6 protein-coding genes are annotated in these 6,038 nt (G+C 73.2%); 4 read left to right on the top strand and 2 right to left on the bottom strand.

Annotation, left to right across the window (positions count from 1 at the left end):
- A partial coding sequence (locus AC0CYZ_RS04330; RefSeq protein WP_472212694.1) for a Rieske (2Fe-2S) protein occupies positions 1–283 on the top strand: 283 nt, incomplete at its 5' end.
- Positions 284–308: 25 nt separating this feature from the next.
- Here AC0CYZ_RS04330 and AC0CYZ_RS04325 read toward each other — a convergent pair.
- Both AC0CYZ_RS04325 and AC0CYZ_RS04320 read right to left on the bottom strand, forming a co-directional pair.
- Positions 309–2,312, bottom strand: a complete 2,004-nt coding sequence (locus tag AC0CYZ_RS04325) for an APC family permease (RefSeq protein ID WP_472212692.1) — start codon at positions 2,310–2,312, stop codon at positions 309–311.
- Positions 2,313–2,376: 64 nt separating this feature from the next.
- Entirely contained in the window at positions 2,377–2,682 is a 306-nt protein-coding gene (locus AC0CYZ_RS04320; protein WP_472212690.1) for a DUF2631 domain-containing protein, read from the bottom strand.
- Between the two features lie 82 nt (positions 2,683–2,764).
- Between AC0CYZ_RS04320 and dxr the strand changes: the two genes are divergently transcribed.
- The 3 genes from dxr to AC0CYZ_RS04305 all read left to right on the top strand — a co-directional run.
- Positions 2,765–3,979: a 1-deoxy-D-xylulose-5-phosphate reductoisomerase gene (dxr, locus tag AC0CYZ_RS04315; RefSeq protein WP_472212687.1), complete on the top strand. Its 1,215-nt coding sequence runs from the start codon at positions 2,765–2,767 to the stop codon at positions 3,977–3,979.
- Between the two features lie 53 nt (positions 3,980–4,032).
- The gene (locus tag AC0CYZ_RS04310; protein WP_472212696.1) at positions 4,033–5,346 is read left to right on the top strand and encodes a M50 family metallopeptidase; all 1,314 of its coding nucleotides are present in this window, start codon (positions 4,033–4,035) and stop codon (positions 5,344–5,346) included.
- Between the two features lie 111 nt (positions 5,347–5,457).
- The coding region (locus tag AC0CYZ_RS04305) for a flavodoxin-dependent (E)-4-hydroxy-3-methylbut-2-enyl-diphosphate synthase (RefSeq protein ID WP_472212685.1) at positions 5,458–6,038 on the top strand (581 nt) is incomplete at its 3' end.

Raw genomic sequence — 6,038 nt, 5'->3', positions numbered from 1 at the left:
CGGGGTGAGCGAGGGGGACGCGTTCGCGGTCGGCAGGCGATGCCGGCACCAGCTGCGGGACCTCTCCGACGGTCACGTGGACGCCGAGGGCTGCCTGGTCTGCCCGTGGCACGGGGCCCGCTACGACGTGCGCGACGGCCGGATGGTGGACGGCCCGCGCGGCATCGCGTTCTACCAGGGCCCGACACCGGGCTACACCCAGCTCGTGCGCGCCCTGGCCCGCTGGGTGCCGCTGTCCGTCGGCCGCGCGGTGCGTAGCGGCCGCGCGATCCTGGTGCGCTGACCCCGCGCCCCCGGGACCGGTCGCGCTACCCGACGTGGACGGCCGGGCGCCGCGACGGGTCCGGCTCCGCCTCGCGCAGCACCTCGCGGGCCACGGGGGCGACCTCGCCGACCCCGAACAGCAGGTAGCGCACGAGGTTGATCGCCGGGTTGCCCTCGGTCCACTCGAAGTAGACGTGGGGCACCCGCCCGGTCCGGTCGCGCAACTCCAGCAGCAGCGCCGCGATCGCGTTGGGCACGCTCGCCGCCCGCGCCCGCAGGATCCGGTAGCCGTGCCGGTGCTCGCCGTGCACGTGGAGCTCCTCCTCGAAGTCGGAGGGGTCGCCGACGGTGATCTCGACGAAGATCAGCGCGTCACCGGACGGGATGTGGTGGTCGTAGCGCTCCTCGAGCTCCTTGTCGTGGTACTCGGCGTGGTCCCGGCGGTCGGGCTCGTTGGCGATGAGCCGGATCGTCGACTCCGGGTCCTCGGTGTGCGCCTCGCGGATGATCTCGTCGGCCTGCTCGTCGAGGTGCACCGCGGTGATGCGCAGCTCGAAGGACCGCGCGGCGCGCGAGGCGAACGAGAACACCAGGATCGCGAGGACGAAGATCAGGCCGATCTTGAGGCCCTCCGGGCGCTCGATCATGTTGGTCACCGTGGTGAACACGAACACCACGCTGACGACGGCGAACCCCAGGAACGCCGCCCGCTGGCCGTGCTTGCGGGCCGACAGCGTCACCGACACCGACGCCGAGGTGATCAGCACCAGCACCCCGGTCGCGTACGCGCCGGACTGGGCGTCGACGCTCGCGTCGAAGATGATCGTGATGAGGATGCCGACGGCGGTGAAGACGATGACCATCGGTCGGACCGCCCGGGCCCAGTCCGGGGCCATGCCGAACCGCGGCAGGTAGCGGGGCACGAGGTTGAGCAGGCCGGCCATGGCCGAGGCACCCGCGAACCAGAGGATGACGATCGTGGAGAGGTCGTAGGCGGTGCCGATGACGTCGCCGAACTGCTCGTGGGCGAGGTAGGCCAGGGCGCGCCCGTTGGCGGGCCCGTCCGGGGCGAAGGCCGGGAGCGGGATGAGCACGGTGCAGGCGAAGCTCGAGGTCACGAGGAACCCGCTCATGATCAGCGCGGCCGTCGTGAGGAGCTTGCGGGCGCCGGCGATCCGTCCCTCGGGGGAGTCCTCGGTGTCCCCCTCGCGGCCCTTGATCAGGGGCATCACCGTCACGCCGGTCTCGAAGCCGGACAGGCCGAGCGCGAGCTTGGGGAACACGATCAGGGCGATGCCCACGATGATCAGCGGGTTCCCGTTCTGCTGGGTCAGCGCGGTGCTCCAGTCGACGACCAGCTGGGGCGCCGAGAGGATCCGGACGAGCGCCCCGCCGACGACGAGCAGGTTCATCGCCAGGAAGATCCCGACGATCACCACCGCGATCCCGATGGCCTCGTGGAACCCGGCGAGGAACACCCCGCCGAGGAGCAGGATCAGCGCGATGGTCAGCGGCACCTCCCAGCCCTGCAGCGCGGACCCGACCAGGGGGTTCTCGACGACGTGGGCCGAGGCGTCGGCGGAGGAGAGCGTGATGGTGATGATGAAGTCGGTCGCCGCGAACCCGAGCAGCACCAGCACGAGGAGCTTGGACCACCAGTAGGACAGCAGCCGCTCGAGCATCGAGACCGAGCCCTCGCCGTGCGGGGACTCGCGGGCCACGCGGCGGTAGACCGGCAGCGCGCCGAGCAGGGTCAGCGCGACCAGCACGATCGTCGCGATCGGCGACACCAGCCCGGCCGCCGCGACCGCGACCGCCGGCTGGTAGCCCAGGGTCGAGAAGTAGTCGACGCCCGTCAGGCACATGACCCGCCACCACGGCTTGCCCGCGGTGGGGTCGGGCCCCCGGACGCCGGGCCCGGTGTACCGGTTGGACCGGTCGACGAGGCCGTCGAGCAGCCACCGCCGCAGCGCACGCCGGCGGCCGGACGATCCCGCCGGACCCGCGGAGCCCGGTCGGGGGGTGGAGGCCTCGCGCGACACGGTCACGCCCGCATCGAAGCAGCCGGACGGGCGCCGCGCGCTCCGGACGCGCGGTCCGTCCCGCCGTGCGTCAGCGGCGCCAGGAGGTCCTGGCGCGGATGATCGCCCCGAGGGAGAGGAAGAAGAAGCCGGCCGCGAGCGCGACGAGCCAGATGTCCTCCTCCTTCCCGACGTGGTTGCCGTGGATCATGATCAGCAGGATGGCCGCGACGACGAAGCCCGCGAAGCGCGCGACCTTCGGGTAGTGCCCGTGCCAGCCCCACTCGACCGAGGGCTCGTCGTCGGACGACACGCCGTTGACGACGACGGCGCGGTGCGTGTCGCCCTCCGCCACCTCGCCGTGCGCCCGACGGGCAGGGGTCGAGCTGCTCGCCACGGGTCCTCCTCGTGCGTCGTGCTCCGCCGCTTCCGGAACCAACCTATCGGCCCCCGGCGCACGGGGCGATCCGTGGTCCAGGATGGCGGCGATGACCACCGCCGACGCGACCGCGACCCCCGACCGCCGCCCGGTGGTCCTGCTCGGCTCCACCGGGTCGATCGGGACCCAGGCGCTCGACGTCGTGCGGTCCCACCCGGACCGCTTCGTCGTGACCGGGCTCGGCGCGGGCGGCGGGCGCCCGGAGCTGCTGGCCGCCCAGGCCGCGGAGTTCGGGGTCCCGACGGTGGCGGTGGCCGACACCGCGACCGCGCCCGCCGTCGAGCACGCGCTGCGGGCCGCCGGAGCCCGCGCCGCCGTCGTCGCGGGACCCGACGCCATGACCCAGCTCGCCGCGACCGGCGCTCCGGGCACCGTCGTGCTCAACGCGGTGGACGGCTCGCGCGGGCTGGCCCCGACCCTCGCCGCGCTGCGCACCGGGGCGACCCTCGCGCTGGCGAACAAGGAGTCGCTGGTCGCGGGCGGGCCGCTCGTCACGCGGGCGGCGACCCCCGGCCAGATCGTGCCGGTGGACTCCGAGCACTCCGCGATCGCGCAGTGCCTGCGCTCGGGGACCGCCGGGGCGGTCGACCGGATCGTGCTCACCGCGTCCGGGGGGCCCTTCCGCGGGCGGAGCCGGGCGCAGCTCGCGGAGGTCGCGCTCGACGACGCGCTCGCGCACCCCACGTGGGCGATGGGCCCGGTCGTCACGCTGAACTCGTCGACGCTGGTCAACAAGGGCCTCGAGCTCATCGAGGCGCACCTGCTGTTCGGGGTGCCCTACGACCGCATCGACGTCGTGGTGCACCCGCAGTCGATGGTCCACTCGATGGTCACCTTCACCGACGGCGCGACGATCGCGCAGGCGAGCCCGCCGGACATGCACCTGCCGATCGCGCTGGCGCTGGGCTGGCCGGAGCGGCTGGTGGGCGCGTCCCCGCGGGAGACGTTCGCGGCGGCGTCGGCGTGGACCTTCGAGCCGCTCGACGCCGTCGCCTTCCCGGCCGTGGACCTGGCCCGGGCGGCGGGCGCGGCCGGCGGCTGCCTGCCCGCGGTGTTCAACGCCGCGAACGAGGAGGCCGTGCACGGGTTCCTCGCCGGGCGGGGCACGTGGCTGGGCATCGTCGACACCGTGGCCGAGGTGCTCGCGGGGGCGGAGGGCTGGTCGCGCGACCCGGTGGACGTCGACGACGTGCTCGCGGCCGAGGGCTGGGCGCGCGCCCGGGCCGGGGAGGTCCTGGCGGCCGCCCGCGCCTGAGGGCCCGCCCCACGCCGAGGTCACCGTGGCGCCAGATACCGTGGCGCCTCGTGATGCTCGTCGTCGGGATCGTGCTGTTCGCGCTCGGTCTGCTGTTCTCCATCGCCTGGCACGAGCTCGGCCACTTCACGACCGCCCGCTGGTTCGGCGTCCGCGTCCCGGAGTTCATGGTCGGCTTCGGCCCGGTGCTGTTCTCCCGCCAGCGCGGCGAGACCCGGTTCGGGGTCCGCCTGGTCCCGCTGGGCGGCTACATCCGCATGATCGGGATGGTGCCGCCGGCCCCGGGCGAGCGCATCGGGCGCAGCCGCCGCTCCGGGCCGTTCCAGGGACTCATCGACGACGTCCGGGCGGACTCGGCGCGCGACATCCAGGCCGGCGACCAGGACCGGCAGTTCTGGACCCGCAAGCCCTGGCAGCGCATCGTCGTGATGTTCGCCGGGCCGTTCATGAACCTGGTCCTCGCGGGGGTGCTCTTCGTCATCGTTCTCATGGGCTTCGGGATCCCGACCTCGCAGCCCGTGGTGAGCGCGGTCAGCGAGTGCGTCGTGCCCGCCTCCCAGGCCACCGCGGCGAACCGCTGCCCGCCCGGCGCGCCGCTCACCCCGGCCGCCCGGGCCGGGTTCCGCGCCGGCGACCGGATCGTCAGCTTCGAGGGGCGCACCTTCGACTCCTGGCAGGACCTGCAGCTCGCGATCCGCGACGCCCACGGCACCGTCCCCGTCGTCATCGAGCGGGCACAGCCCGGCGGCGGCGTCGCGACGATGACCCTCTACCCGCAGCTCATCCAGACCCAGCTGCTCGACCTCGACTCGGCGCAGTCCGGCGAACCGCGCTACGTCACCGGCTCGTTCCTCGGGCTCACGCCGATCCAGCCCGTGATGCGCCAGACACCGGCCCAGGTCGCCGACTACACGGGGCAGATGTTCTCGAACGTCCTCACCAGCGTGGCCGCGCTGCCGCACAAGGTCCCGGCGCTGTTCGGGGCGGTGTTCCTCGGCGAGCAGCGCGACGCGACCGGGCCGGTCAGCGTCGTCGGGGTGTCGGTCCTCGGCGGGGAGGTGCTCGCCTCCGACCAGCCCGTGACGACCGAGCTGGCGACGATGCTGCAGCTGCTCGCCGCGGTGAACATCTCGCTGTTCCTGCTCAACCTGCTGCCGATCCTGCCCCTGGACGGCGGGCACATCCTGCCCGCGCTCTGGGAGGCGGCGAAGAAGCGGCTCGCCCGGCTGCGCGGGCGTCCGGACCCCGGGCCGGTGGACATGGCCAAGCTCATGCCGATCGCCTACGGGTTCGCGATCCTGATCATGCTCTACGGCGGGCTCGTGATCGTCGCGGACATCGTCAACCCCATCAAGCTGAACCTGTAGGCACGGCCCGGTGAACGGGTGTCGTCCTCCCGGCGACCGCGATCCGTGCACATGCCGGGGCTCACGTGCGCGACGGCGGCGTGGCGGGTCGGGCTGTAGCAGACTGGGGCCATGACCATCGACCTCGGCATGCCGGAGGCGCCCGCGGTGCTCGCGCCGCGGCGCAAGACCCGTCAGCTCGACGTCGGGGGCGTCGGGGTGGGCAGCGACCACCCGGTGTCGGTGCAGTCGATGACGACCACGCTCACGTCCGACGTCAACGCCACCCTGCAGCAGATCGCCGAGCTCACGGCCGCGGGCTGCGACATCGTGCGCGTCGCGGTCCCGAGCGCCGACGACGCCGAGGCGCTCCCGGCGATCGCGAAGAAGTCGAACATCCCGGTGATCGCCGACATCCACTTCCAGCCGAAGTACGTGTTCGCCGCGATCGACGCCGGCTGCGCCGCGGTCCGGGTGAACCCGGGGAACATCAAGAAGTTCGACGACAAGGTCGGCGAGATCGCGAAGGCCGCCAAGGACGCGGGCGTTCCGATCCGCATCGGGGTCAACGCCGGGTCGCTCGAGCCCTCGATCATGGCCAAGTACGGCAAGGCCACCCCCGAGGCGCTCGTCGAGTCGGCGCTGTGGGAGGCCTCGCTGTTCAGCGAGCACGACTTCCACGACATCAAGATCTCGGTCAAGCACCACGACCC

The organism is Actinomycetospora sp., assembly GCF_055612215.1.
Note: the sequence above shows the minus strand (reverse complement) of the source record. Positions and strands in the feature narration are given on the sequence as shown.

What these genes read in the sequence shown, in the direction of transcription:
- dxr (WP_472212687.1), top strand. Translation starts at nt 2,765, where the DNA reads ATGGCGGCGATGACCACCGCCGACGCGACCGCGACCCCCGACCGCCGC.
- AC0CYZ_RS04310 (WP_472212696.1), top strand. Translation starts at nt 4,033, where the DNA reads ATGCTCGTCGTCGGGATCGTGCTGTTCGCGCTCGGTCTGCTGTTCTCC.